Origin of the sequence: Mesorhizobium sp. M7A.F.Ca.CA.002.05.1.1, assembly GCF_003998335.1 — a bacterium.
Taxonomy (GTDB): Bacteria; Pseudomonadota; Alphaproteobacteria; order Rhizobiales; family Rhizobiaceae; genus Mesorhizobium.
This window is the reverse complement of the sequence record NZ_RZQI01000809.1, coordinates 1-2,692: the sequence shown is the minus strand read 5'-3', so window position 1 is coordinate 2,692 and position 2,692 is coordinate 1. Positions and strand designations below refer to the sequence as shown.

Here is a 2,692-nt window from a genome sequence, read left to right as displayed (position 1 = left end):
GGAAGAAGCCGTGTGGGGCAGCGTGGGCGATGATGTCGGACAACAGCACGCCGGCATCCGCCTCGAGAACACCGGTTTCGGCGTTGAAGGCACGAATCCGGTTCAGCGAGCGCATGTCGACGACCGCGCCGGCCGCGTTCTGGCAGGAATCGCCGTAGGAGCGGCCATTGCCATAGGCAAGCAGTGACGCTGGCTTGGCCTGACCGCCCTTCAGCAGCGAGATAGCCTCGTCGGCACCGATGGCGCGCGGCGCCGGCGGCGTAGCAAGGCCAAAGCTCGGGAACCGCTCAGTGGCCATGCCTACCAGCCCCCGATGACCAGCATCACTGCACCGATCAGCACAACGATCTGGCTGCGCCAGTCGCGGATGATGAAGACGACCGGATCGTCATGCATCTCGTTGCGGCGCGCCAGGATCCAGACGCGCATGGTGAGATAAAGCACGATCGGTGCCAGCGGCCAGATCAGCCACGGATGCGGATAAAGCTCGCGCACCGCGACACTGTCCATGTAGAGCGCCAGCACCAGCGCCGAGGAGAAGGCCGAGGCCATGCCGGCCTGGGCGACGATCTCCTGGTCTTCGGTGCGATAGCCGCGGCCGGCAATGCGCTCGCCAGGCGGAATGGCGGTGGTGCGCAGTTCGACGAAGCGCTTCACCAGCGCCAGCGACAGGAAGAAGAAGATAGAGAAGGCCAGCAGCCAGAACGAGACGTCGACGCCGGTCGCCGCCGCACCGGCCAGGACGCGGATCGTGTAGAGGCCGGCGAGTGTCAGCACATCGACCAGCAGCATGCGCTTGAACGACAGCGAATAGGCCGTCGTGACGACCATATAGCCGCCGAGCACAGCCATGAATTCGGGCGACAGGAACAGCCCGGTGCCGATGCCGATCGCCAGAAGCACCGCGATTGCGCCAAGTCCGAACGGGATCGACAGCGCACCGCTGGCGAACGGCCTGTTGCGCTTGGTGAGGTGTTTGCGATCGAGCGCGAGGTCGAAGAAATCGTTGAGGATATAGATGGCCGATGCCACCGAACTGAACGAGACGAATGCCAGCAGGCATTGCCAGATCATGTCGGTGTTGAAATATTCATGCGAGAGCACCATCGGCACTGCGATCAGCGAATTCTTCAGCCACTGATGGACACGCAGCATCTTGACGATGGTCCGCAAAGTCGGCTTCGGCGCCGGCATCGTCTCGGCGCCATGCGCTGCCTGCCAGCGCGCGGCATGGCGGTCGGGCGCGACGACGATCGCGTTGCGCGCTGCATCGAAGACCTGGAGATCGTGACGGCTGTTGCCGGCATAGTCGAAACCGCCATCGCCATAGGCTGCGATCAGCGAAGCGCGCTTCCTGCCCGAGGTGAGATTGGCGAGACCATCGGTGGCCAGCACCTGGTCGAAAATGCCGAGATGGGCCGCGATGGCGTCGGCGAACTTGCGCGGCGTACCGGTCGCCAGCACGATCTTGCGGCCCTCGGCGTGTTCGGTCCGGAGGCGGCAAAGCAGCACCTCGCGATAGGGCAGCGATGCCGGATCGATGTCGATGCGCTGCGCGATTGCCTGCTTCAGCCGCGCCGGCCCGCCGGCGATCCAGAACGGTACCAGGAAGATATAGAGCGGGTTCATCTTGAGAAGGATGAACAGCCCTTCCCACAACAGGTCGGTCGCGATCAGCGTGCCGTCGAGATCGACCGCAAGCGGTATTGCGTTCCTGTCCGACCGCGCATCCATGTCCGTCCTGCCCTGCCCGCGTAGAGTTGCGCGCCGCTTTCCGGCGTCTTGAGGCTGGTATAGCGGGCGATGGCGTAGCGAACGTTAAAACGCCCGGTTGCAGACGGCTGCCGTGACGGTATTTCCGGCGTCATTGTTAAGCGACTGCTACCGGAAACGATAAAAGGCCGAGCAAACGCCCGGCCTCTCAAGATATGCCAACCGGAATTACTTGATTCGGGCGACGCCGCCCGAGATTTCGATGGTTTCCGAACCGGTCAGAGCTTCGAGGTCGCCGTTCGGCAAGGTGACGAAACAGCCATTCGGGCAGAACTCAACCGTTTCGCCACCAGCCAGCGCGAGGTCGGTCTTGCTGCCGCCCTCGGTCACGACCAGCGTGCGGGTCTCGGCGTCCTTGTTGACCGCGCTTGCGGCATGGACCGAGCCGATGGCGGCGACCAGGGCGACGGCAGCGACGAGAGACTTCCACATGGTGCAATATCGGTGTTCCCACCGCCTCTGTTGCATTTCGCAAGGCAATTTCGCCTTTGCATGGGAGCTTATAGGAGATGGAAGCTGAACCGCAACTGAATGCCGCATTCATGCCGCAATCGGTTCCGGCAGGATCAAGGTCGACGGAGTCCCAGCTTAGTCCGGATCTGGCTTCTTGGTTTTGCGGGACTTGACCAGCCGCTTCTTCTCCGCCTCGGCTTCGGCCTTTATCTGCTCCTGTTCGGCGAAGTCGGCCTCGATCTTGTCGTCGTCTGTCGGCCACGCCTTGGGCTTATGGGCCTCGACCACGGCGCGCGGCGTCGAGGGCATCTCGATGTGTTCGCTGCTGAATTTTTCGAGGACGGCAAAACGGATGTCGTTCTGCGCGATGTTGCCATTCATCACATCGGCCAGGAACACGCGGATCTCGAATTCCAGGGCGGCAGGGCCGAAATTGGAAAGCAGCACGAAGGGTTCGGGGTTCTTC

Annotated in this window: 3 protein-coding genes and 1 pseudogene; all 4 read right to left on the bottom strand. The window is 62.7% G+C overall.

The genetic code is table 11. The features are described from left to right. On the bottom strand, positions 1–298 hold a 298-nt coding region (locus EN939_RS28805; RefSeq protein ID WP_127271098.1), incomplete at its 3' end, for an FAD-binding protein. 2 nt (positions 299–300) lie between these two features. Then, entirely contained in the window at positions 301–1,734 is a 1,434-nt protein-coding gene (locus EN939_RS28800) for a UbiA family prenyltransferase (protein WP_127271096.1), read from the bottom strand. 207 nt (positions 1,735–1,941) lie between these two features. Then, positions 1,942–2,205 (bottom strand): hypothetical protein, encoded by a 264-nt coding sequence (locus EN939_RS28795; protein ID WP_164748978.1) that lies wholly within the window; start codon positions 2,203–2,205, stop codon positions 1,942–1,944. A gap of 156 nt (positions 2,206–2,361) precedes the next feature. Then, positions 2,362–2,692: pseudogene (locus tag EN939_RS28790) on the bottom strand (mechanosensitive ion channel family protein); the annotation flags it as partial.